16 protein-coding genes are annotated in these 25,183 nt (G+C 35.6%); 5 read left to right on the plus strand and 11 right to left on the minus strand.

The window, feature by feature from the left end; genetic code table 11:
- The first annotated feature begins 14 nt into the window (after positions 1–14).
- The 4 genes from mazG to IC610_RS17050 all read left to right on the plus strand — a co-directional run bounded on the left by mazG (position 15) and on the right by IC610_RS17050 (position 5,748).
- The gene (gene mazG / locus IC610_RS17035) at positions 15–782 is read left to right on the plus strand and encodes a nucleoside triphosphate pyrophosphohydrolase (RefSeq protein WP_191737913.1); all 768 of its coding nucleotides are present in this window, start codon (positions 15–17) and stop codon (positions 780–782) included.
- A gap of 573 nt (positions 783–1,355) precedes the next feature.
- Positions 1,356–4,529, plus strand: a complete 3,174-nt coding sequence (locus tag IC610_RS17040; RefSeq protein WP_191737914.1) for a putative Ig domain-containing protein — start codon at positions 1,356–1,358, stop codon at positions 4,527–4,529.
- 4 nt (positions 4,530–4,533) lie between these two features.
- Positions 4,534–4,758: a hypothetical protein gene (locus tag IC610_RS17045; protein ID WP_191737915.1), complete on the plus strand. Its 225-nt coding sequence runs from the start codon at positions 4,534–4,536 to the stop codon at positions 4,756–4,758.
- 123 nt (positions 4,759–4,881) lie between these two features.
- The gene (locus IC610_RS17050) at positions 4,882–5,748 is read left to right on the plus strand and encodes a hypothetical protein (RefSeq protein ID WP_191737916.1); all 867 of its coding nucleotides are present in this window, start codon (positions 4,882–4,884) and stop codon (positions 5,746–5,748) included.
- An 88-nt stretch (positions 5,749–5,836) separates the two neighbouring features.
- Here IC610_RS17050 and IC610_RS17055 read toward each other — a convergent pair whose 3' ends face one another.
- Complete coding sequence (locus IC610_RS17055) at positions 5,837–9,484, minus strand: metallophosphoesterase (protein ID WP_317173446.1); 3,648 nt, start codon at positions 9,482–9,484, stop codon at positions 5,837–5,839.
- Between the two features lie 91 nt (positions 9,485–9,575).
- On the opposite strand from IC610_RS17055, the gene IC610_RS17060 reads away from it, so the two are divergent.
- Positions 9,576–10,739: a Pycsar system effector family protein gene (locus tag IC610_RS17060; RefSeq protein ID WP_191737918.1), complete on the plus strand. Its 1,164-nt coding sequence runs from the start codon at positions 9,576–9,578 to the stop codon at positions 10,737–10,739.
- 73 nt (positions 10,740–10,812) lie between these two features.
- On the opposite strand, the gene IC610_RS17065 is transcribed toward IC610_RS17060, so the two are convergent.
- The 10 genes from IC610_RS17065 to nuoL all read right to left on the minus strand — a co-directional run bounded on the left by IC610_RS17065 (position 10,813) and on the right by nuoL (position 25,183).
- Positions 10,813–13,104, minus strand: a complete 2,292-nt coding sequence (locus IC610_RS17065; protein ID WP_191737919.1) for a GAF domain-containing protein — start codon at positions 13,102–13,104, stop codon at positions 10,813–10,815.
- Between the two features lie 140 nt (positions 13,105–13,244).
- Complete coding sequence (locus IC610_RS17070; protein WP_191737920.1) at positions 13,245–13,901, minus strand: hypothetical protein; 657 nt, start codon at positions 13,899–13,901, stop codon at positions 13,245–13,247.
- A gap of 122 nt (positions 13,902–14,023) precedes the next feature.
- Positions 14,024–14,533 (minus strand): DUF3828 domain-containing protein, encoded by a 510-nt coding sequence (locus IC610_RS17075; protein WP_191737921.1) that lies wholly within the window; start codon positions 14,531–14,533, stop codon positions 14,024–14,026.
- 9 nt (positions 14,534–14,542) lie between these two features.
- Positions 14,543–15,676 (minus strand): SH3 domain-containing protein, encoded by a 1,134-nt coding sequence (locus IC610_RS17080; RefSeq protein ID WP_191737922.1) that lies wholly within the window; start codon positions 15,674–15,676, stop codon positions 14,543–14,545.
- A gap of 1 nt (position 15,677) precedes the next feature.
- Complete coding sequence (locus IC610_RS17085) at positions 15,678–18,224, minus strand: hypothetical protein (protein ID WP_191737923.1); 2,547 nt, start codon at positions 18,222–18,224, stop codon at positions 15,678–15,680.
- Between the two features lie 15 nt (positions 18,225–18,239).
- On the minus strand, positions 18,240–19,091 hold the full coding sequence (locus IC610_RS17090) for a DUF4280 domain-containing protein (RefSeq protein ID WP_191737924.1): 852 nt from the start codon (positions 19,089–19,091) through the stop codon (positions 18,240–18,242).
- On the minus strand, positions 19,088–20,119 hold the full coding sequence (locus tag IC610_RS17095; protein WP_191737925.1) for a hypothetical protein: 1,032 nt from the start codon (positions 20,117–20,119) through the stop codon (positions 19,088–19,090). Before IC610_RS17095 ends, IC610_RS17090 begins: the two co-directional genes overlap by 4 nt.
- A 151-nt stretch (positions 20,120–20,270) precedes the next feature.
- The gene (locus IC610_RS17100; RefSeq protein ID WP_191737926.1) at positions 20,271–21,662 is read right to left on the minus strand and encodes an NADH-quinone oxidoreductase subunit N; all 1,392 of its coding nucleotides are present in this window, start codon (positions 21,660–21,662) and stop codon (positions 20,271–20,273) included.
- Positions 21,663–21,776: 114 nt separating this feature from the next.
- Positions 21,777–23,270: a complex I subunit 4 family protein gene (locus IC610_RS17105; RefSeq protein ID WP_191737927.1), complete on the minus strand. Its 1,494-nt coding sequence runs from the start codon at positions 23,268–23,270 to the stop codon at positions 21,777–21,779.
- Positions 23,270–25,183, minus strand: a complete 1,914-nt coding sequence (gene nuoL / locus IC610_RS17110; protein ID WP_191737928.1) for an NADH-quinone oxidoreductase subunit L — start codon at positions 25,181–25,183, stop codon at positions 23,270–23,272. Before nuoL ends, IC610_RS17105 begins: the two co-directional genes overlap by 1 nt.

A 25,183-nucleotide genomic window follows, 5' to 3' on the forward strand; every position in this document is an offset into this window, starting at 1 on the left:
CCTTAACCTAAAAAATGAACACCAGACAGGAAAAACTCGAAGCTTTCGGAAGACTTTTGGATATTATGGATGATCTTCGTGAGAAATGTCCGTGGGATCAGAAGCAGACGCTTCAGACTCTTCGTCATCTGACTTTGGAGGAGATCTACGAACTTTCTGATGCACTTTTGCAGGAAGATCTGACGGAGATCAAAAAAGAACTCGGCGATGTATTGCTGCATTTGGTTTTTTACGCTAAAATCGGTTCAGAAAAAGAAAGTTTCGATATTGCTGATGTCATCAATTCTTTGAATGAAAAACTGATTTTCCGTCATCCGCACATTTACGGCGATGTTGAAGTGAAAGATGAAGAAGAGGTGAAACAAAACTGGGAAAAGCTTAAATTAAAAGAGGGAAACAAATCTATTTTGGGTGGTGTTCCGAAAGGTTTGCCGAGTCTTGTAAAAGCCTACCGAATTCAGGATAAAGTAAAAGGAATTGGTTTCGAATTTCATGATGCCGAAGATGCGTGGAAGAAAGTAGATGAGGAAATTAAAGAATTTCATGACGAAACTGATTTGGATAAAAAAGAACTTGAACTGGGAGACGTATTCTTCTCACTGATCAATTACGCCAGAATTTCAGGTTTAAATCCCGATTCCGCTTTGGAAAGAACCAATCTAAAATTCATTTCAAGATTTCAGAAGATGGAACAGCTTGCAGCTGATGCAGATTTAAAATTAGCTGACATGACTTTGGAGGAAATGGACGAACTTTGGGATAAAGCTAAACTTCATGACTGAAATTTGCTTTTACAAAACTTTCTAAAGTAATTTTTCAATTAAGTTTTTCTGACGCAGCAATTAAAAACTAATGATTTGCTGTCATTAGTCATTCGGTTTTTTGCCACAGAAAACTTAAGTGATCTCACTAAGAGTACAATGCTTTGTGATCCTTGTGAAAAACCTTTGTGAACTTTGTGGTAAATTGAGCACAGTAATAAAACATAGTTCTTTTATCGTAAATCATGTAGAGAAATGATCGTTTTATTACGACATGACAAAAATGAAAATTTCGGTTAATTTTCGGGTGGCAGATGAATAATTTTTGACACACATTTTCACATGTTATCAATGGTTTTTCATGATATGTGGTTTACATTTTAGTTAAAATCAGTTTGAATTATTTTCTATTTCTTTACAAATCTCATAAATAATTACATATAAAAATAAATTTTTCAAACAGATATATCTTTATAAAAACAATATTCTCAAAACCTCTAAATGTCTGATAATTAATTAATATAAATGTAATTTTAGATGTATTTCTCACATTCATAAAAATTTTATATTTGTCACCAATTAAGATTAATTTTTATGAAAAGAAATTTATTCATTCCAAAAACAGCTCTGGCGTTTTTGATGGCTCTCTTCTCGGTGTGGGGATGGGGGCAGACGACGATAGCTTTTAATGGTGCCGAAGACGGAGCACCTACGTTAGCTTTAAGTAGTCAAGGTACATGGGCTAGTTCTACTACAAATTCTGGAACGCCCTCAAACCAGCGGATCAAGAATGGTGCAAAGTCATTTCAGTCTACTGCAACCTCCACTGCAGCCTACACATCAACTTTGGTTTCGAACGCAATTAACGTGACAGGGTATACTTCAAAGTTTGTAGAAGTCTGGAATTCGTCAATTTCAACGAATGGTACAAATGGAATTGATGGAACTACTGATAAGTTAGAAGTTTATATTTCTGAAACAGCTACTTTTTCCACAACTCCAGATGTATTAGTTAACTCAAGTGAAGCTAATGCGAGATGGGGAATGAATGGAAGCGGTGTTATTACAACGAATGCCGGCACACAAGTAATAAAAACATATTCTACAGGTCAAGATTTAACCTACACAGGTGCTAATGCGTTTTCCAAAATCGTAGTTAATATTCCTAATTCGTGGTCTACAGTATATATCAAGATTGTGGCAGTTAATAATGCCACTTCAGAAGTTTGGTGTATTGATGATATTGCAGTGAAAGGAACAGTAGCTCCAACTAGCCCCCCGGTAGTAACAGCCTCTGCTTTTACTGGAGTCGTGGATGGTTCATTTACAAACACTGTTTCAGCTACTAATAATCCTACGTCTTATGGAGTTTCTGCCGGTTCAGCTTTACCTGCAGGTCTAAACTTAAATACCTCTTCGGGTCTCATAACTGGAACGCCTACTTCTGCCGGCATATTTACGACTAATATTACAGCCACTAATGGTGCTGGTACTGGTTCCGAGAATATTACATTTGAAATTGCTAAAGCAAATCAAACATTAACAAATTTTGTAGACCAGAATAAATTCTTAAGTAGTCCTGCATTTTCATTTCCATTAAATACATCCGCAGGCTTGCCGGTAACTTACAATAGTTCAAATCCTGCAGTTGCTACTATCACAGGAAATACTGTAACTATAACAGGAGTTGGTACAAGTATGATTTCAGCCACACAACCGGGAGATAGTAATTACAATCCGTTATCTCTACAAATCACCCTTAATGTTCAGAATGATCCTATTTATTACAATGGTGTTGGAAGATTCGAGAAAATTACTTCTGCATCAAGCTTGTCTGATGGAGATTATGTAATTGCGGATGCCAATAATGTTGTGATGGCTACAAATACGATCACTTCCGGTGCTTTGGTAACAAGTACTTTAAATGCTAACAATAGTCAAATTTTAAATCCTGCGACCACAGTAGTTTGGAAGTTTACTTTAAATGGAGGTTCTTACACTATACAGAATTCGGATGATTCAAAGTTTTTAAGCTATGTAAGTTCAACTAACTTAACTACATTAAATTCGGCAACAAATAATTCTGAAAAGTGGAATATTAGTTATCAAGCTGGGGGATTTTATTCTGTTGTAAGTGCAAGTGACAATACAAGATTATTGAAGTATAATAACCAACTAACGGTACCAGGGTTCAAAGCTTATACATCCACAACACAATCACCTGAAGTCAGTCTTTATAAAAAAGTGGAAGTCACAACTTGGAATGGTACAACTTGGTCAAATGGTCTTCCAGATGGAAAAGATGTTATTTTTACTGGGAATTTCTCAACAAACTCTAATTTTACAGCAAAAAACATTATCATCCAAAACGGAGGAACATTAGAAATTACAGCAGGTAACACAATCACTGCAGCAAATGTAACGGTAGAAAACGGTGGAAATCTTATCCAGAGAGGAAATGGTGCATTAAATTATTCAGGAGTTTTCAAAGTAAACAAAACAGGTGCAACTGCCGTTGATAAATACACTTTCTGGTCTTCTCCGGTGGCTACACAGAATTTAAATAATATTTACGCTGGAGGGATACCAAATTTTGTAACTGAATACGATACTCCAACAAATACTTTCGTTAGCTCGTCTACTGCAAGTAATGCAACAATAGGTAAAGGATATTCTATTAAAAATCCTGTCGCAAATGCAGCGGTTTCATTTACAGGAACTCCTAACAATGGAAATGTTGATTATACTATGAATACGACAAGCTTTGGATATAATTTAGTTGGTAATCCTTATCCTTCAGATTTAAATTTGAATGCTTTCTATACTGCAAATTCTGCAAATATTGGAAGTACGTTCTATTTCTGGGATACAAATAGTTCTGGTTTAGGTAACAACCCTGGGTATGCGACTTTTAATGCAACTGCTAATCCTACACCTACTTTCTTACCTGCTCCAAATACAACTTCAGCAGGTCCTACAGGAAGTGTAGCAAAAATTGGACAAGGCTTTATAGTAAAAGCTAATGCAACTACACCTGTTGGAACTCCTACTATATTAAACTTTACTAATAGTATGAGAGCTGCAGAGACAGGTACTTTCTTTAATAAAAACAACAATTCAAGTGAAGGAAAATATTGGTTAAAGCTAAGTTCGTCTTACAATACTAATTATACAATTGCAGTTACTTACTTTGGTGCCGCTTCAAATGCTTATGACATCTATGATTCTAAAGCTATAGGATTAGGTATAGATGCATTATACACTACTGCAGATAATGAGAAGGTAGTTATCCAGGGAAGAAGTGCATTTACCGTGAGCGATATCGTTCCTTTGGCTTCAAAACATTCAACAACGGCTAACTTTACAATTGCATTAACTCGAAAAGAAGGAATTTTTGATAACGGACAGGTAATCTATCTTCACGATAAAGTGTTAGGAACTTACACTAATCTTCATAATACCTCTTATAACTTTACTGCAAATGCTGGTGAAGTTACAGACAGATTCGAAGTGGTTTATCAGTTGGGAACTCTTTCTACTTCTGAAGCTCAGAAAGGTGAATTTGAAATTTACAGAGATGGAAATGATTTCTACGCGAGAAACAGTAAGATTATCGACAAGATTGAAATATTTGATGCTTCAGGAAGAAAAATTCAGGAAATGAATACGGCTTCTCAATTGGTAAGAATTCCATTGGAATCAAAAGGTTTCTACATTATAAAAGCGAAATCTGCAGGTAAAGAATACACAAAAAAAATAACTTACTAAGACGATGAAAAAAATATTTTTAATAAGTACAATCTTTTTGTCAGGTCTGGCATTTTCTCAGGATGATAACAGATATGTTTACGAAGAAGACAATTCAACGGAAAAAGCGGATGAGAACTATCCTACAGCTCCTTCCGATCCAGTTCCGATTGATGATTATATTCCGGTTTTAGTTTTGGCAGCCGTTGGTATTGCCGCTTACTACGGAAGAAAAAGAATTACAGAATAATTTGTTTAAACTAAAATAATCCCAAAGCCTTCAAAGTTTTCTTTGAAGGCTTTTTTTAATGTCTAAAAAGAAATAAATTTGATACTGCTTAAAAGATCTAATTTTTAAGTTAAAAGCAATCCTATGAAACTTACCTACATCTTCGCCATATTTCTTTTAAGCTGCAATCCAAAAACTCAGGATTCTGCAAAAACAGATGATTTGAAAACAGAATTTTCACTGCCGAAAAAACTGAAAGAAGTTTCGGGAATGGCAATTTCACAAGACCAAAAAACGATTTGGGCGATTGAAGATGCAGGAAATAAAAATGTGGTGTACGGTTTAGATTTAAAAGGAAATCTTATCACCGATGTTTTGGTTGAGAATGCCGACAACAACGACTGGGAAGACATTACAAAAGATAATGCCGGAAATATTTATATTGGTGATTTCGGAAATAATGAAAACGACAGACAAAATCTTTGCATCCTTAAACTGGATTTAAAAAGTGAAACTCAAAAATCTGCAAAAGTAATTCAGACCACGAAATTTCACTATGAAGGGCAGACTGAGTTTCCTCCAAAAAAATCTAATCTGCTTTACGATTGTGAAGCCTTTGTAGAAAAAGACGGGAATTTTTATCTCTTTACAAAAAACAGAAGCAAAGGCTTTGACGGAACTTTTTTAGTCTTCCAGATTCCAAATAAGGAAGGCGATTTTGAAGCTAAATTAGTTGGGAAATTGAAACTGGAAGGCGGTTATAACGATGCTGCGATTACTTCGGCTTCCATTAATTCAAAAAATCAGATTGTTCTTTTAACGCACAAAAATATTCATGTTCTTTCCGGTTTTGCTCCGGATAATTTTAATTCAGCTAAAATTCAGAAATTTGTCCTAAACCATAATTCGCAAAAGGAAGCAGTTGTTTTTCTTGATGATAAAACCTTACTGATTGCCGATGAAAAGGATAAGAAAGAAGGTGGGAATGTGTATAAATTTGAACTAAAATGATTTTATAAAAAGACAAACCTTCAAGGTTTCAAAAACCTTGAAGGTTTTAATTATAATCCAAAAAAGAATTTTAAAAAGGTCAACGACCTTAAAAACTCATGCCCACACCACCGGAAATTCTTCCGCCGTCTGAGCCGATGAAATAATCCAGTCTTGCAGAAATCATATCCAGAATTCCAAGCCAGAAACCGGCGCCGACACCTTGATGCCATGTATCTGAAATTTCGTGATCGTTCCACACTCTACCCAAATCGTATCCAACCAAAATTCCCATATTGGCAGGAACAATGCTGTTTTTCACACGGCCAAAATCCCAACGGACTTCTGCACTGTTGACGAAATAGGATTTTCCTGAAAATCTTTCATTTCTGTAAGCACGCAGACCGTTTCGTCCACCGATGCTAGCAGCCTGATAAAATTCAAAATTATTGTTGTTGATGATCATCGCATTGGCTGAGTTCGCAAATACAAATTTTCCTTTTTTATCAATTTTTCTGAATAAATTTAAAGTTCCCTGATAAGCCACGAAATTCTGGTCAAAATTTGCAAAGTTCGTTTTCCAGCCTGCGTTTAGAATCAATTCCATTCCTAAAGTGGGGAAGGCTTTGCTGTCGGAATTTTTAAAACTAAAAGTATAGTTTGCACCACCGAACTGCTGTCCGTTAAAAACTTCAGGATTCACATCCGGCGAAATTGCGATGAAGCGGTCATCGTTTCTCTGCACTTCAGAATGTTCAAAACTCAACTGAAACTGGTGTTTAAGATTGAGCCAATTCATTTTTGAAATGGAAGGAGCAACTCTGATTTGTGAAATTCTCACACGGTTATAATTCCTGCTGATCTCTTTATCAAATTCACTGTCATTAGATAATCCAAAGAATGTTCTGGCAAAATGAGGAGTTGTGTAATACGCATCAACATTGGCATCCCAGCCGAAAATTGCTTTTTTAAATACGCCTTTATACCCTAAATTAAATCCTCCGGTCGCTGTGTAAAGATTGGCACTGAGAGAATGCTTTTGGGTGAACGGATCACGGATGAAATTGTTGACTGTATAATTCGCTACAAAACCGAGTGTTACTCCATCATCAGGATTAAAATCGGCGTTCGGATAACCCGCGAAAAAGTTGTATTTCGGGTGCTTCCAGTTGTATGTATTAGCTTTGTAGTCGTTGGTTAAATGTTTAGCAGCGCCTTTCGTTTCGTACGTGTTTTTTTGTGATTTAAAATCATAAATTTTCACTTTACTTCCGTTGGAAACTCTGTAAACATCGTGGTTGTATCCACCAATCAGGCGAATGTTGATTTTAGATTTTCCATCTCCCGTAACTTCATAAATATCGTCTTCTTCAAGTCCGTATACCCAGATTTCTTTAGTTAAAGTGTCGTTGTAAGTCTTTTCAAAAACAAGTTTTTCCTCATTACTTTTGTCATTCAGTTCGTATTGTTTTACAGTAACCAGACCGTCTGTGTCTTTTGAAATCACAAATTTATCTTTATTGACGGTTCCTGCGATCGGAACTTTTTCTTCCAAAACAGAAGAGTATTTTGTTGCATAATTCCCAAGATCCTGTTTTCTGACCTTAAGTTTTCTCTGAATATCAGCAATCGTTTCATCCTGAACTTCTTTCGGAAGATTGTTAAAAGCTTCATCAATATCTTTATCGGTAATGTTTTCCTGAATAAATTTTGCCTGAGCATTCCACTGTTTTTCACTGGCAGCTTTCAGGATAATTAAATCCAATGGATAAGGTTCCATATTCATCCACTTTACATTTTTTATTTCATCCTTGAAAGATTTCATGTGACGGATCATCGGAATATTCATAATCACTTTAAAAGCAGTACCGTCATAATTGCTGAAGGCCTGATCGTGATCTCTCGGAATAGGCTTGTAAAAAACATTTTTTCCGTTTTTGTACTCCGCCCATTTCCACTGATCTTCGTGTCTGTCCCAGTCGCCGATCAACATGTCAAAAAGCCTTGCTCTGATATACAGATCCTGATCAACAGTGTAATTGCTGTTCTTCTGAAGGTTTTTAATTAAATCAGCTGTCGAGATAATATCTGTAGCATTATCCAGTGAAGCTAAAGTTTTTGGGTCGGAAGAAAAGCGTTCCTCAATCATGTACATTTCATCGCCATAATTTTGGTTAAACTGACCTAATTGCTTTTGTTTCGGAATATAATATAACTTTGGATTGCTGTGAAAAAGATCGATTTTATCAGCAAGATTGTTGACTGAAAATGCGGTAAAAGGATGACTTGTCGTATAGAAATCCATTAAAAATCTTTCAGGAAAAGTGTTTGAAAGTTCATTCCCAAAGCTGTTTTTTTTGAAACCCTGATTATTTAAAAAGCGGATTGCATTTTTCTTCACACCACGCATTACAAATTCCTGTCCGTCATTAGCCTGCAAGCGCAAACTGTTCGACTGATTTCCGCCACCTTCACGGAAAGGTGTATAACCTCCGTTTAAAGTTGATAAATCTGCAACCTGATTATTGATCGGTGTTGCGTAATATTTTCTATAATGATTTCCCCAAAGCCAGCTGTAAAATTTCCCACGCTGCGTCATTCTTTCAGTGTAAACCGCGCTTGTAAAAGTTGCAGGTAAATCTGAAGGATAATTATTGACAAATTTTGTCGGCCCATCTTTCACCTGAATGTTTGAAAGGCTTTTCAGTTGATTATTTTTGGTTGAAAAATATTCCACATCGGCACTTTGATCCTTTCTTAAATTTAAAACTGCAAAGCCGCTTCCACCAAAGGAAAAATCCTTTTTTGACGCAATCGTCACAGGATCTGTTTTGGAACCCGCGCCGCTGATGATCTGTCTAATATTTTTATCTGAATGATACTGAAGATTGTGATCGTGTCCTGAAACAAAAATCACATTTTCTTTGTCCTGAACGATATTTTTAATTCTTCCGGCAAATTCAGCGTAATGATTGTTGCTGAGGTCTTCCATGCTTGCTCCAGACGAACTGCGCAGAGTATTAATCAAAGTGGCAACGCCTGGAACCGGAAGTTTTCCCTGAAATGAAGACAGATGCGATTTGGCAGAATTGAATCCGGCATGAACGCCCGAACTGATAATCGGATGATGAACTGCAACGATAATTCTTTTATCCTGATTTTTTACAATTAAGTCTTTAAACTCTTTGTAAAAATCATCCTTTGTCTTGATATCACAACCTTTATTGATTCCGGGATATTTGTCCCAGTCGATCAGTGCCCATTCAGAATCAATGATGATCAGTTTAATGTCTTTAGTTAAATTAATATCATCAATCGGGCATGAATTTTTCGGTAAAAAAGATTTTTTATCATTCAGATAATTTTTAACGAAATCTTCCTGCGCTTTTAAACCTTCCAGACCGTGGTACCAGTCATGATTTCCGGGAATAACCAGTGTTTTACCTTTGAAATTTTTGGTAACAGCCAGTTGGTTTTCCATTTTTACCTTGGCAGAATCGTAATTTTTGCTGCCTTCTTTTGGCATTCCGAGTGGGTAGATGTTGTCTCCCAAAAAGATGACCATCGAATTTTTATCTGCAGATTCGAGCTTGTTTTTAAGTAAATTTAAAGTGTGCTGAGCCTGCTTTTCGTTCGCATTTCCGGCGTCGCCGATGAGGAAAAGTTTGAAATCATTTTCAGTTTTGGTTTGTGAAAAAGGAATTTCCTGCAGTTCTTTTCCTTTCTGAACTTTGTAAGTTGCACAGGAAGAGAGCACAGACAATATGATTAAGCCATTAATGAAACGGCTATTTTTAAGGGATTTAATACAGGATAAATTCATACATTTACATTAAGAAAAATCTGCAATGAATATTTTAGATAAGGCTAAAAATCACGTAGAAAGCTTATTCAAAGATAAGTTATCTTCGGTTTACTTTTACCATAATTTTATTCACACCTCTTTTGCCGTTCAGAAGGCGGAAGAGATCATTAAACACAGCCAAATTTCTGAGGTTGAAAGAGAAAAAATAATTCTCGCTCTATGGTTTCACGATGTGGGATTTACCGACTGTAATGCCGAAGGACACGAGGCGAGAGGAGCAGTTTTAATGAGAGATTTTCTCAGAAAAGATAATTTTTCTGATGAGTACATTGAAGAAGTTGAGAAACTGATTTTGTCTACAGAAAAGTATCATCAACCGCAAAATATGGCGGAGATGATTATGAAAGATGCAGATTTCAGTCACTTTGCAAGCCCTTTTTACAATGATTCTTCGGAAGCCCTCAGAAAAGAGTGGGAGCTCACAGGTGGACCCTGTTTTTCTACCGATGAATGGAATGTGCTGAATGTGGATTTTTTAAAAAATAAGCATTCGTATTTTACCGATTATGCGAAGGAAAACTGGGAACCTTTGAAGCAGAAAAACGTCAAAAAAATCGAGAAAAAGCTGGAAAAAGAAGATAAGCCTAAAAAAGATAAGTCTGATAAAAAAGAAGAGAAATCAGACCGCAGCGTTGATACCCTTTTCAGAGTTACCTTAAATAATCATACAAGACTGAGTGATATTGCCGACAGCAAAGCGAATATTCTGCTTTCTGTAAATGCAATTATCATTTCGGTTGGTCTTTCAGTTTTGGTCCCGAAACTGGATACACCAAAAAATACACATTTGATTATTCCTACATTTCTGCTCTTGTTATCGAGTGTTCTGACCATTATTTTTGCGATTCTTTCTACGAAACCTAATGTGACGAAGACCAACTTTACAAAGCAGGATATCGCAGACAGAAAGGTGAATCTTTTGTTTTTTGGTAATTTTCATCAGATGATTTTTGACGATTTCCAAAATTCGATGAGGGATTTAATTAAAGACAGGGAATATATTTATGATTCTATGATGAAAGATTTATATTTTTTGGGTAAAGTTTTAGATCGGAAATATAAGTTACTTTCAATTACCTATCAGATTTTTATGGCAGGAATCATTATTTCTGTGCTGTCTTTTGCGTATGCTTTTATGACTTTGTAGCTTAGTGATTTCGCCCTTTCAGGTTTTTATTAAAAAATTATTCAAATTGAGTGACTTTAAAATAAAGTTTAATTTAAGCCAGAGAAACCCGCATCGCCAACAATCCGGAAGCGCCCTGAAGATCTTCCACGCGCAATAATTCAACATCATTTTTCAGAATTCCGATTTTCTGAAGTCTGGAAATATAGCCGAGATATTCTTTCTGATTTTCCATTCCGAAATAGACGATGGTGATTTTTCCGGGACAGGTAATTCTTTCGGTGGAATCTTTAATTTTTGCTTTTTCAAGACGTTTTTTAATGATTTCATAGAACGAATTGTGGGCACCGTCTACATCAAATCTTTTTTCATCCATACGGAAACGGATGTCTATTCTTTCATTGTAAACAAAAATGAGAGAAGCAATTTCAAGTGTTACAGGAAGTTGGGTGCTGAAGTTTTCGAAATCATGCTCGATTTTGCAGATGGTTTTCAGTTGCCAAAAGCGTAATTCACTGAGCTGTCTCTGTGAATATTTGATTGATGGACTCAGATTTTGCCCGATGTAAAGATTGTGCTCAACACCGTCAGATTTAAATCTTTCATAATAATGTGGGTAAATCTCCTGTGCTTCTACCTGACTTTCATCTAAAATATCAGCGATTTTCCGGTTTATTAATGTGATAGACTCGTCCAGTTTTCTTCGGTTTGAATAGAAAAGACTATTAACGGAGTACACTTTAGAAAAATAATCTTTAATGCTTTGCTGTGATCGTATTTCTAATTCTGCCTGCAGAAATGGATGAATTTCTTCTCTCAGAAAATACTGAAACCGTTGCTCGGTATCTGCTTTAAAATCATTGTTGAGTTCATTTTCAAATACATCAAGTGCTAAAAGATATTTTTCGCTTTCAGGAAAATTCAGGTCAGAGAAAAGCTGATGAAGACAGTCTATCTGTTCGTTAAGATCGTCCAGCATCAGGTGAAAACGCTTGTCTGAAGATGAACGGATATCTGAAACTCCAAACAAAGGACTGAGATTTTTGAAACTGATCTCTCGTAAAGTATATAATTTCCGCTGAAGCGAAGCGTTGAAATATTTTTCAGCCTCATTTCTGAATTTCCAGATTACGGAATTGTGTATCGTAGTATATTCTCGCTGGATAATGGCCTCGATCTGATTGTCGCGTTCGTGTTTGAAACGGTTGAGTGAAAAGATCAGAATATCGCTCAGAGAATCCAGTTTTTTAAGTTTAAGTCCATTAAAGCTTCCGGCAATTTCTGATGTAAATTCCATTAAAGCCAAAACTTCACCTTCGTGAACGATCGGGATGACCATAAAACTTTTGATATTGTTCTTTGCAAGCACCGAAAAGTTGGGTGTGTTTTTGATCTCATCATCAAAATGATCCACATCCGAAATCACAATCGGTTTTGGATTGTATTTCAGATTCTGAAAAGCTGTTTTCTGAATTTTCTCATCATAAAGATTAATCCAGAAATCAAGAAGGTAGTTGCTGAAAACATTTTCGTAGATCGGAAGTTTTTCCAGCTTCTGATGCTGGTGATCCATGAGCATCAGTCCAAAATTCAGCTCGGCAACATCAAAATAAGATTTAAATATTTCCTTTAAATTCTCATTCGGCAGCGGATTTTCCGGATCGATCTGAATCATTGTTGATTTCAAATCCGATAACGCTACTTCTGCAGTACAGTCTACGAGAGAAAAAATATTGAAGCCTTTCAGCATCCACGATTGTGGTGGAAAATGCTTTTTCCAGAGACTTACATCATCGAGATTTTCAAGAAGAATCTCGATTTCACTGTCGGTTGGAAAGTTTTTCTGATCTATCGGTATGATCTCTGAGAAATCTGAATTTACCGTAATTTTATAATGTCTGATGATTCCGTGCTGATCGGGAATATCATAGTAAAATGGAATTATAAATTTAATATCTTTTTTAAAGTAAAGCTGAACAATAATGCAGCAGGAAAGCACATACATTTCATCCTGCGTCATATCACGGAATTCAAGTGTGAAATTGTGCCCAGCATCTGAAAGTATTTTCCTGAACCGCTCTGTGTAATTGAAAGAAATATCTGTAAAAGGTATACTTGCCGCTTTGATTTCATTGTGTGTAAGACCGGTGGGGAAGAGGTCTGCCAGCAACATTCTGATAAGATCCTGATGTTTGTTCAGTAAGGAAAAATCCTGCGAACCTTCACACAGTTCAGGAAATTTTTTGAATCTTTCGATCACTGATTCGGCATAATTTACCCGATATTCAAGTCTGTCGTTGTACCGGATATGCTCCAGCACATCCAAATATTTTTTGAACGATAAATAAACCTGAAACGGACTTTCTTCCTGCAAAAACTCTGGCACTGATGAAAAATTTGGAGGTTAAAGGTAGGGAAATTAATGAAAATCTGAATGATGATTTTTAGCTTAGGCATGCCTGAAAAACAAAAAAAATACAATCCGGAAATTGTATTTTATGAATTGTAAAAAAAGAAGATTTAAAATTAACCTCCCATCCTTGCCATTTCTTCTTCTGTCATTACCTTGTACCCTTCGGGAATAGTAAGGTTGAAAACTGCTGGCGAAACGGTTTTGTCGAAGTTTGTTGCCTCAAAACGGACATTCATTCCCTGCTGCATTGTAGAAAATTCCAAAGGAACCCCTTCAAGACCGTTGGAGAACTGCTCCTGACCTGCTAACGTTGTTTTAATATCTGTTGTTACCCATAAAACTGAGTCGTCACCTTTTCCTTCAGGATCTTTGATTACATACTTTTTACAGTTGAAACCCAGAATTTTTTTCGTTTCAGAAGTTGCAACCGGCTTTCCGATTTTATCGGTATCTACTTTCTTTTTAGAAATAGATTCTACGTTGTTGGCAATTTTCTGTCCCATTACTTCAACCAGAATAATACCTTTATCTGCCTTGGTATCCATTACGCTTTTCATTTTCATAAAGCTGCCCATCATAACATCCGCTGCAGATTTGTCTTTCATAAAATAAAGCTTCATTGTAGAACCCTGCATCATAGGAAGAGCGGCTGCCATTTGTGGATTGTCGCTTGAAAAATCCATTTTATAGGTAAGCTGACCTTCGGTGGTTTGTGCTGATAATGTTCCTAAAGAAAGAATCATCATCAACGTAAGAACAAGTGATTTCATTGTTTTTTGATTTAATATTTATTGGGCTTAAAGATAGGGAGATTTTTTCTGTCGATGAGAGTTTTGTTGAATTATAAATACCATATTGATATGCGGTTTCAAATAGTGATAGAATTATTTTATTAATGGTTCAATGAGTTTATAAAGTTCAGATGATCATCATTCAATATTGCATCAATCAAAAAATCCCCTTCCTGATTTTGTTTTAACAGCAAATCTACATTGGTTCGTTTTTCATCTGTTCCTCCGAATAATAAAAAACTTGCTCTATATTCATTCCGTTTATTTAAAGGTTTTATTTCCAGTGTTTTTCTAATAATGTTTGCGTCATAGTCCTGTCCTTTAATGAACGGGTCATAATCCAAAATTAGATTTTCAGGATTTGATGTTAAACTGTCAATTCTTTTTAAAACTCTTTCTGATACGTATTTTTTCTTTAAATCTTCATTGTTTGCATCATTTCCGTACATTGAAAAGTAGAACTCTTTTAGTGTAGAAATGGCCTCTTTTGAACTATTTTTTACCTGTAAGCTATCTTGAGTTGACAGCGTGTGAGTTGCTTTTGCTTCTTGTCTGCAACCAATTAAAAATGACATTATTAAAAAACCAAAAATTATTTTATTTCCCGTCATTATTTTTTGCTAATTTGATCTTATTCTGCTTTTGTGAATATAGCCTTGATTACCTTCATTGGTTTTCACCAAAAGCCAATCGCCGGATTTGTCTAAAACCTGGATTTGTTCGCCGGATTTGATTTGCTGTAGAATTTCTGATGATGTACTTTTTTCTTTGCGGAGATTTGTGAAGCCGTCGGGATCATTAATCTTGTTTGCATTAAACTTTTCTTCAAGTAGATTAATTATTTTATCTATTTTCGAGTTTGATGTGAGATAGCTTTCGTACCCATCTTCTTTATTTGTTTGGATTTTATCTTTTGCTTCTTGTTTTGCTTTCGAAGAAATGAGCAAATCTTTTTGAGAGACAATGTACATATTATTTACTAATGTCTTCACAGCATTATAATCTTCTTGATTAATCGCTTGCTCCATTAAACTATTTAACTGGCTAGTATCTATTTTATATTTTGTGATAAAATACTGTAACCAACTGCTATCTGTATAGTATTGTAAATCGAAAAAAGTTTCATTATTAATCAGATAGGTGAGGTTTTCTATTTCAAAATCTTGAGGTGAAGGATTTTCAGAAAGATAAATCTCCAAATTTTTCTTAAAAGAATTGACTTCAGGCGTATTATCATTCAAGTTGTTTGGATTAAACTTAATACTAGTTCCTTCATTAAAAAGGTCTGTAAATTTTATTTTTGTAGTCATAGTGCTTTCTTTTTTTTTGTTTATGCAGTTCAAAAAATCTCTAAAAAATTTTTCATTTGTTTTTATTTTCTTAAAATTTGGATCAATAGGATCTAATGCATTTAGTGAGAGATAAAGTGCATCTTTTTTGGGTGGAATTATGAACCAACCAACAACGCTTTCAACAATATTTTTATTTTGAGGGCTGTCCGATAAATTGTTTTGTACAAAAGCTTTTAGTATAATAGTATCATTTCTTACAGTATCAATTCTAATATTATATTTTTCTTTTATCTCAAAATCACTAGTATAAAGTAACTGTAAGAGAATTTGCTCGCAGTCATGAGCCTTTTTAGTCACTCCGGTTGGAATCCCTTTGTCATATGATTCGCTTTTTTTTGTGCATGATAATACATTAAACGTAGTCAAAAATGTAACAAAAATAAGGACATGTATATTTTTCATATTATTTAAAACTATTAACAATTCGTGGAATTGTTTTATTAATATTATTTACATAATCAGCTTGTCTGTTAACATCAGTCGTATGCCATCTCCCAATGTTCCCATTATGCCTTACCAAAAACTCTGCAACATAAACCATTCCTGCCTCGACAGACGGAAATTGGACATATCTTTTTTTTCTGTCAGTAACTTGTGTGTTACCACCTTTGCCACTCATTCCTTTGTTTTCAAATTCATCCCAAAGTCCTGTTGGGCTATAATTTGGAAATTTTTCATACATTTCGCCATTCCATCCATAGTTAGGATGTGTATTATTTGCTGCCTCCATTCCCGGTCCACCACAATGTTGGTATTGACCCGACGTAAAATGAGAGCACTCCCATCTATACATCATCTCCACATTTCGGGCAATTTCCCTACCATATTTACTATAAATTACTTTTAAAGCTTTTTCAGCGTCATTTAAATTAAATAATTTCTCTTTTTTATTTAGCTCTGGTAGAGGTTCGATCAAAGCAAAAACTTTTACTTCCTCTTTATATTTTGATCCTACAACTTTGATTCTTCCATTACTTGAATAACCTCTTCTACCGTAAACACCTGTAAGTTCAGGGATGATTGTTTCTAAGTAATTATTTAGTGCATGATAAACATTTTTATAATTGGATGAGCTTAAATCACTCATTTCATTTGAGCAGCTAGAATGATTACTTCCGTCAGAATTTCTTATACCTAAACATCCTATTAAATCTTTGGATTTCCAAGGATCTATTGAGATTGAACTTCTACTCCCTAACGTCATTGCACCACTCGAAACTTCTTTTGTAAAATCTGAGATTTGTTTCAGATTAGAGCTTTTATCATCTACAAATCTATATCTAAAACTTTCTTTTCCTGCATGATTCCATGCTTGCATATATCTTATTCTATAAAGACTGTTTATTGTATTTGGCGGAATTGGGCCACTATTCCCATAATCTTTGTTATTAGTTTGCGCATGTCGCGCAACAGATAGAACTGTGGATTCTGCATTTTCACGGGTTTTATTTTCTAAATCTTGTTTTAGCTTTTTTACAGCTTCTCCTATTATATTTCCTCTATAAATGTACATTTTATATAAAGGATATGCACTTTTGCCATTAGGTAATTTTTTAGTATATATTTTCCCTCCCTCTTTATATTCAGTTATATTATTATGTCCTCCGTGATCAGGGTAAAAAGTAATTTTGTTATTTCTATCTACTTTTATTTCGGTTGCAATATCACTAGAAATATACAGTAGTGCTTCCTTCCCTAATCCTAGTACTTTTTCAAATTTTTGTTTTGGCATTTTTTCGACCTTTGCAGGCGATACTGTAATTTTATTCTTTTTAGGCTCCTCCTGTAATTCCACTTCAATTCGAGAAGACTCTGTAGAAACAGTCAAATGCTCCACTTCAATATAATATTCTTGTGTACTTCCTTCTGTTTCCCATGCATGGCCTTTTTCATACATTGACATAGTGAGAGTTATATTATTGATGTATGCTTCATCATTTGTAATTCTAATCTTTTTCTCAAAAAGCAAATCATCATTAAAAGTATCATCTTCCCAAATCTTGACTGTAACCGCTTTATCTTTCATATTTTTGGAAATGATTCTTATTGAAACGGTAGTGCCGATTTTTACTGAATTTATTTTTTTTCCATTTCTGTCTACAAACTCTGCATTCAATATTTTGCTTTTGGGATCGTTTTGTTTTTTTGGAGAAGTCGGTCTGGTCGGAAATTTTGCCGTTTCTTTTTTAGGCAGAGGCTTAGGGAAACTGGGTTTTTGAGGTGCAGTTTTAGATTTCTCAGTTCTGTTTTCTGGATTTGTCACATTTACATTTTGGCTGTCTTCTAAAATTTTGCCATTAAATTCTGCTGTTACATAGTATTCGTGTTTGCTTTTATCGTTTTCTCTTTTATTTGCTAAAGTAATAAATGTTGGGCTCAGAGAAAAACTCCATTTTGCTTTGCCAAATTTGTTAACTTGGGTTGGTGAGGATTTTGTGATAAATTGATTTTTGTGATGATGACCATTTCCCGTTTCATCATCTTCCCATAATTTGAAAACAATACTTTCCCCCTCTAATCCCTCGCAAATTGCAGTTGCTTTTAAACGGTCTCGATAACTTAATGGCTTATTAATTTTAGTATCATCTTCATAAGAAAGTATTACATTATTGATATCTTTTTTTTCAGTAGCTTTTTTATCATCACCTTTTTGAGGTTGTACAATGAGTGACATCGGAGAATTACCTTCAGGCTCATGAAGATAGCCTTCAATCTTATAGACATTTTGATATGCATTTTTCCCAAATGTAAAATGGTTAATGCCTTTCTTTTTAATATTGGTGGTTCGAAAACCATTATCTGTTTTAATAAATAATTCCCATATTACTTTGGCAGGATTTCTGTCTGCCAATGGAGTAGATGAATACCATTCATCAACAGTATAATATTCTTTTTTACCCACTAATGGCTTTACATTGCCCGATATTTTATATACGCCTTTCTTTGCCATGATCTTAAAATTTAATTACCAAGCATGTGGTTCATTATTATCTTCTAAATCTTCTCTAAACTCCTCAAAATCCACCAAAGGATTATACACGTGCTGCTCTTGTGAATCTGCTTTGTTGATATTGCTTTTTCCAATTTCGCTCTGCTGACCATGTTTAAAAATGGTTATTTTTCCACCTGTACTGCACATCAGTTCAGAAATTTCGGTGACGCAGCTTTTGCCCATGACTTTTACTTTGTCATAGGTTTTTGTCCATTTTCCGGCGGGGGCGTAAGTGCAGGGTAGGTATCCGCCTGAAGTTGGTTTTAGTTTGCAGTTTCCGAATGGCGTTGCGGCAGGCTCAAAGGTGAGATCATCTTCAGTGACTGCGAGATAGTCGGCCTCGCCAGCGGCGTCATTCCAATAATGTTTTTGATGACTGGTCACTTTGAACTTTGGAAATTTAAAACCCTGATTACATTGGCACATTCCTTTTTGGATGACAAAATATTTCCCGTCGTGATCGCTTGGGCTGCTCTCTTTTTCTCCTTCTTTTTTATCATTTGTTGCATCCTTTTCGTTTTTGTCTTCTATTGAATTTTCCTCCTCCTGCAGATTGTCTGATTGATCATCAAATCCGTTGTCTGAATTTACTTCATCACTTTCGTCTTCAGGCATCTGATCTGATTCAGTTGAAGGTTTACCGAACAGAAACTGAGGATTGTCGGGAATTAAAATCTGTGTTCCTGCGGGAATTTCTCCATGTATGAGATCTTCAGTGGAGCAGTTAAGATTGTGGTAAGTTTTCAGATAAAGCTCATCTTTGATCTGAAACTTTTTTGCAATCTCAGCAAAGGAGTCATTGGGTTTGGTAATGTAGGTCTTCATCTCAATTTTGTGTTAAGTTTTAATGTATGTTTTTGAAATAATTCGTCCTGAAACCAAATTGATACAGACGATTTTACTTCCAGCAGCTTTTTCGTAGTCTGACTTGTAAAGTAATGTATGCTGATATCAATTTGTAAAAGATCATTTTCATTTTCATCTTCGATTCGCACACCTTTTATAAGTTCCCGAAGACTGCAATTTTCCCATAGGCTTGCGGAAATTACTGTTTCTAAAATACCATCATCCTGAAGTTGATTTTCAGTTTTACATTCAAATTCCAAAGGAAAAGAATTGGGGTAGATTACAAATTTATCCTGCCAAACGGATTTTTTATGAAACCATATCAGGTTGGGGAATAAAATCTGATGTATCAAAGCAGATTGAATCTGCTTTAAAAAGTAATCTTCGTCTGAAATATTTTGCTCAAATGTGTTCAGATATTTTCCTGCAATTTCTCCAATATAAAAATCTTCAATTTCACTTCTTTTAGATTTGAATTTCTCAACTGTGATTTGATGTTCATAGCAAGATTCCAATTTGCCGTTATCGGAAAGTTGAAACGAAATGGGGTAGAGACTTTTCATACATTCCAATGACAGCGAAGAAATTTTATCATCCGGAATATTGCCATTTTTTGTGTAATCTTTTACTGCAACATCAACGACAAATCTGCTTTCAATTTCTCTAAAATTTAAATCAGTTGTATAATTTATTTTCAAGTCTTCTTTTCCAGTCTGCTCAATAATTTCTTCAACAGAATATTGACTGAGATGAAAATTGGGATGGTAATTTTCTGCAGGAAGTAACTTTCTTAGATGAACTTGTTTTTCTTCTTCAGTAATAAAATTTGTAGGAATCAACACGACCTCAATTCCCTGAAGATTGTTGACCCAAAGTTTAGGCAGGTTTCCGCAGTTTTGATTGTGAAAATCTTTCAGGTCAGTTTCAGAAATATTAATTCTTTTCGCCAGTGAACTTAGGTTGTCATCAGAACGAACTTTATATTTTATAAAATTTTGTGAAGTCATCGGTGTTTATTTTTTTCATCATTATAAACTTAAAAAATTTTCTCCAATAATTTTGTAGTAGTTCTACTACAAGTGATATTAAAATTTCTTCCGCACAAAAAAGCCTTCCAAAATAATTTGAAAGGCTGATATATTTTAAAAAGAATTTTTATTATCCTGCGAAAGCAAAAACTTTAGCAAACAAATCGGGGAAAACTCCGAATAAAACAAGTGATGCAATGACAAAAACTGCTACGATGTTGTAAGTGATTGTTGCTTTTTCTGCTGTTTTAAATGTGGTTTCTTTGAAGAAGAACATGGCGATGATCAGTCTTAAATAATAAGCAATTGAAATCGCTGAGCCTAATACCGCTACCAAAACAATTCCTACATTATCATCATTCCCTAATGCCTGAGCAAATAATGAAAATTTTCCCATGAAACCGGCAGTCAACGGAATTCCTGCCATTGAAAGCAGAGATATTGAAGTGGCTACCGCAAGAAGAGGTTCAGATTTCGCCAGACCTTTAAATGCTTCATAAGATGCTTCTTTTTTGATTTTTTCAACATAAATAAGACACATAAACACGCCTACCGTTGCCAGTGAATAAGCAAAAAGGTAAAACGCCAGAGTGTATGTACTCATAGAATTCATTCCGAAAAACACAAGACCGATGTAACCGGCGTGTGATACTGATGAATATGCAAGCATTCTTTTTGCATTGGTTTGCGCAAGTCCCATTACGTTGGCCAAAAGAAGAGTGATGATAACGAAAACGCCCAGAATATCAATCCACTGTTCGGTAACGCCTACAAAACCGATGCTCATCATTTTAAATAAAGCAAAAAATCCTGAAATTTTTACTACACTCGCCATAAAAGCAGTTACCAGCGAAGGAGAACCGTAATATACATCCGGGCTCCACATGTGGAATGGTGCCAAAGCCACTTTGAAAGACATGGCACAAAGTATCATGATTACTCCAATGGTAAACATAATGCTGTTAGGATTTGCAATACTGAAATCCTGAATGTTCATTAAATCAAAACTTCCGGTGCTTCCATAAATGAAAGCAATACCGAATAAAAGAAATCCTGTAGCAAATGCTCCCATCAGGAAATATTTTATTGAGGCTTCATTTGATCTTAAATCTGTTTTGTTTGCCCCTGCAAGTACATATAACGGAATAGATAATATCTCGATTCCGATAAATAATGTTACCAAGTTCTGGAAACCGAAAAGGGTAATCCCACCACAAAGTGCAAAAAGCATCAGGGCATACAGTTCAGACTGATGGCTTCTGTGATTGCTGAATGCAAAACCACCCAGGAAAAACAACAGCAATGTAGTAACCAAAGAAATTTTGGTAAATAATGCTGCATTGTCGCTGTAGTTGTACATGGCTTTGTACTGGTTCAGAAATTCTGCCTGTGGGAAAAAGCTCACAACCAAAGCGATGATAAGCCCCAGAATACCGATGTATCTCGCCAATTTTCCTTTTTCAAAAACTCCTGAAAACAAAGCTGCAACAGCGGTTAGGAAAACAATTATTAAAACACTCATAGTATGGATTTGAGATTTAAAATTTGAGATTTGAAATTAGTCTTATCTAAATTTTTCTGTTCTCTTATTTTTTAAATTATTTAATTAAAATTTATGTCACTCAATCTGAATTTCTTAAGAAATTAGAGATTTGTAAATAAACTGTACAGAAGTTCCTACCATATCGATAACCGGCTGAGGGAAGATTCCCAAGACGATCACAAAGACCGCAATACTTGCCAGTACCGAAAATTCTACAGCCGAAAGATCTCTTGCAGTACTCAAAACAGTATCGTCACCTTTTCCGAACATCGCTTTCCCGTAAAATCTAAGAAGATAAGCTGCACATAGAATAACCGTAAGACCTGAAATGATACATGCCAAGACACTGAAGCTGAAAATTGATTTAATCAAAATAAATTCTCCGATAAAACCATTCGTCAACGGAACTCCCATTGATCCTAAAATAATAATCAGGAAAAGAACAGCAAATTTCGGTGCTACTTTCGCTAAACCACCCATCTGTCTGATATCTCTTGATTTGAATCTCTTGTATAAAATATCACAACAGTAGAAAAGTCCGACAACGTTGATACCGTGAGCAAAAGTCTGTACCAAAGCACCTTCAGCACCTTCCACATTGAAAGTTCCTCTTAAGGTCACCACCGCTGAAGCAAAAATTCCCGCTACCATCAAGCCTACGTGAGAGAATGATGAATAAGCAATAATTCTTTTCATATCAGTCTGAATAATCGCAATTAAAGCACCGTGTACAATTCCTACAATCGCAAGAATGATTACAATCTGTCCGCTGATTCCTAAGATAGCAGTTGGTGTGATCGGTAATAAATATCGTAAAACTCCGTAGATCGCCATTTTCAGCATGATACCTGATAAAAGCATCGATCCCTGAGTAGGAGAGTAGGTATAAGTATCCGGCTGCCAGGTATGGAAAGGGAAAACCGGAAGTTTCACTGCAAAAGCAAAGAAAATCATCCAGAAAACAACTACCTGCTGTGTATCTCCCAAATTGGCATTGTATAAATCTGTAAGTGCAAATGAAGCAGAGTGAATCCCCACATAGATGATTCCTGCAAGCATAAATAATGAACCTACGAAAGTATACACGAAGAATTTTGTAGTAAATTCAAATCTTTTGTTTTCCTGACCCCAAAGAGCCGCAATAAACCAGATCGGAATTAAAGTAACTTCCCAGAAAATATAGAATAACAATCCGTCCAAAGAAGTGAAAACTCCGATAAGACCAAACTGCATCAATAAGATTAAACCATAGAAGGTATTTCTGTAGCTTACATTTTCATTAAATGATGAAAGAATGATGATCGGCATCAGAATGTTGGTCAGCAACAGAAGAAGCAAACTCATCCCATCAATCCCAAAATGCAGCGTACTTTTGATAAACTGAGACCAAGGATAATTGATTTCGTACTGCAATACGCTGTCTACGGTAGGTGCAAAGTCAAAATCTGCAGCTACATAGAAGGTTAAGAGCATTTGTACAAGGGCAATCGCCAGTGCCACATATTTGCTGGAAGCATTTTTCCAGGCAAAGACTATTCCCGAACCTACAAGAGGTAAAAGTAATAATGTTAATAGTAAATAAGACATTATTGTAATATAAAGTTAACAATCAATATAATTCCCACAGCTAAAGACATGATGAGAATGTAGGTTTCTACATTTCCGTTCTGGATGCGTTTCATAGATCTTCCGCTGTCTTCAGCACCTTCGCCTACGAAATCTACAGCTTTATCTAAAACGTTTTTATCAAACATTTTTCCGCCACGTCCCAATCCTTCAACTGTTTTTACAATCAGAGCATTGTAAATTTCGTCTACATATAATTTTTTAGCAGAAAGCCTTTCCCATCCGGTGTATTGCTCTTCCGGTAAAGCCTGTTTCTTTTTGTTGATGTAAATGTTTTTAACGATAAACCAAACGGTAAAGAACATTAAAACTGTCGCACCCAAAAGAATCATTTCAGTTCCGAACGGAACTCCCGATAGAGTAGATTCCATCTGTTTGTAGCTTTCTTCTGTTAAAACAGGTTTAAGCCATTCCATCAGCTTAGCATAATGCCCGTGACCGATGAAGTGAGGAAGGTTGATAAATCCACCTAAAACTGAAAGAACTGCAAGTACGATTAACGGTAAAGTCATCGTAGAAGGACTCTCATGTAAATGATGTTTCTGCTCTTCCGTACCTCTAAACTCTCCATGGAAAGTAAGATAGTAAAGTCTGAACATATAAGCTGCGGTAGTTGCTGCCAGTAAAAACAAGATTACCCAATAAACAGGGTTTTTAGCGAAAGCGGCAACCAAAATTTCGTCTTTAGAAATCATTCCTGAAAGCAAAGGGAATCCTGAGATGGCCAAAGTTCCGATAAGGAATGTAAAATGAGTAATTGGAATATATTTTTTTAAACCTCCCATGAAACGCATATCCTGCTCGTTGCTCATTGCGTGGATAACAGAACCTGCCCCAAGGAACATTAAAGCTTTAAAGAAAGCATGCGTCATTACGTGGAACATCGCTGTTGTGTAAGCTCCCAAACCTAAAGCAATAAACATAAAACCAAGCTGTGAAACTGTAGAATATGCCAGTACTTTTTTGATATCGTTTTGTCTGAGTGCGTAGAAACCTGCCAAAGCCGCTGTTAAGAATCCGATGAAAAGAATTCCGCCCTGAACGGTTGGCGCTAAAGTGAATAAGAAATTTGATCTTACTACTAAGTAGATACCAGCGGTAACCATCGTTGCTGCGTGAATTAATGCAGAAACCGGAGTCGGACCTGCCATCGCATCCGGCAACCAAGTGTACAAAGGAACCTGAGCAGATTTACCTGTCGCTCCGATGAATAAACTCGCTGTGATGAAGATGATGATTGTTCCGTCCAGTTCAAACTGTCCGGCGTTTTGTTTTATAGAAAGGTAATCAATTGCGTTAGTTTGTGAAGCGATCATAAAGATTCCGATCAACAATGCAAGGTCACCAATTCTGTTCATGATGAAAGCTTTTCTCGCTGCTTTACCATATTCTTCGTTGGTGTACCAGAATCCGATCAACAGATAAGAACAAAGTCCTACACCTTCCCATCCGATGAAAAGGATGAGGTAGTTGCTTCCCATTACCAAAAGTAACATGGAGAAGATGAAGAGATTTAAATAAGTAAAAAACTTATAGAAACCTTTATCGTGACTCATATAACCGATAGAGTAGAGGTGAATCAGAGACCCGATACCTGTAATGATCATTACCATCATCAAAGAAAGCTGATCAATAAGGAAACCGAAATTAATCTGAATACCATTTACTCTGAACCATTCAAAAGCTGTAAAAACCTGCGGCTGGCTTTCAGAATCAAAATTTAAAAATAAATAAACGGCAATCGCAAAAGATCCGAAAACCATTGCTGTAGCCAAAGAACCAACTACAACTTTAGGAAGATTTTTCCCGAAAAGTCCGTTGATGAGAAACCCTAAAAGAGGTAAAAGTATTATTGCATACACTAAATTTTCCAT

The organism is Chryseobacterium caseinilyticum (assembly GCF_014837145.1).
Classification (GTDB): Bacteria; Bacteroidota; Bacteroidia; order Flavobacteriales; family Weeksellaceae; genus Chryseobacterium; species Chryseobacterium caseinilyticum.